This is a genomic window from Citrobacter sp. U14242 (assembly GCF_046555775.1).
Lineage (GTDB): Bacteria > Pseudomonadota > Gammaproteobacteria > Enterobacterales > Enterobacteriaceae > Citrobacter.
On the sequence record NZ_JBKGLW010000031.1, the window covers coordinates 1 to 1,460 of the forward strand.

Annotated in this window: 1 rRNA gene; it reads right to left on the minus strand. The window is 52.7% G+C overall.

What is annotated here, in order from left to right:
• Positions 1–1,460, minus strand: a 23S ribosomal RNA gene (locus ACLJXE_RS24285); the annotation flags it as partial.

Sequence of the window (1,460 nt, forward strand, 5' to 3'; positions counted from 1 at the left end):
AGGATTAGCTAACCTTCGTGCTCCTCCGTTACTCTTTAGGAGGAGACCGCCCCAGTCAAACTACCCACCAGACACTGTCCGCAACCCGGATCACGGGTCCACGTTAGAACACCAGCCATTAAAGGGTGGTATTTCAAGGTTGGCTCCATGCAGACTGGCGTCCACACTTCAAAGCCTCCCACCTATCCTACACATCAAGGACCAGTGTTCAGTGTCAAGCTATAGTAAAGGTTCACGGGGTCTTTCCGTCTTGCCGCGGGTACACTGCATCTTCACAGCGAGTTCAATTTCACTGAGTCTCGGGTGGAGACAGCCTGGCCATCATTACGCCATTCGTGCAGGTCGGAACTTACCCGACAAGGAATTTCGCTACCTTAGGACCGTTATAGTTACGGCCGCCGTTTACCGGGGCTTCGATCAAGAGCTTCTCCTTACGGATAACCCCATCAATTAACCTTCCGGCACCGGGCAGGCGTCACACCGTATACGTCCACTTTCGTGTTTGCACAGTGCTGTGTTTTTAATAAACAGTTGCAGCCAGCTGGTATCTTCGACTGATTTCAGCTCCATGAGTAAATCACTTCACCTACCATCAGCGTGCCTTCTCCCGAAGTTACGGCACCATTTTGCCTAGTTCCTTCACCCGAGTTCTCTCAAGCGCCTTGGTATTCTCTACCTGACCACCTGTGTCGGTTTGGGGTACGATTTCGTGTTACCTGATGCTTAGAGGCTTTTCCTGGAAGCAGGGCATTTGTTACTTCAGCACCGTAGTGCCTCGTCATCACACCTCAGCGTTTAATAAGGTACCGGATTTACCTGGAACCTCCGCCTACATGCTTAAACCGGGACAACCGTCGCCCGGCTAACATAGCCTTCTCCGTCCCCCCTTCGCAGTAACACCAAGTACAGGAATATTAACCTGTTTCCCATCGACTACGCCTTTCGGCCTCGCCTTAGGGGTCGACTCACCCTGCCCCGATTAACGTTGGACAGGAACCCTTGGTCTTCCGGCGTGCGGGTTTTTCACCCGCATTATCGTTACTTATGTCAGCATTCGCACTTCTGATACCTCCAGCATCCCTCACAGGACACCTTCAACGGCTTACAGAACGCTCCCCTACCCAACAACACATAGTGTCGCTGCCGCAGCTTCGGTGCACAGTTTAGCCCCGTTACATCTTCCGCGCAGGCCGACTCGACCAGTGAGCTATTACGCTTTCTTTAAATGATGGCTGCTTCTAAGCCAACATCCTGGCTGTCTGTGCCTTCCCACATCGTTTCCCACTTAACTGTGACTTTGGGACCTTAGCTGGCGGTCTGGGTTGTTTCCCTCTTCACGACGGACGTTAGCACCCGCCGTGTGTCTCCCGTGATAACATTCTTCGGTATTCGCAGTTTGCATCGGGTTGGTAAGTCGGGATGACCCCCTAGCCGAAACAGTGCTCTACCCCCGAAGATGA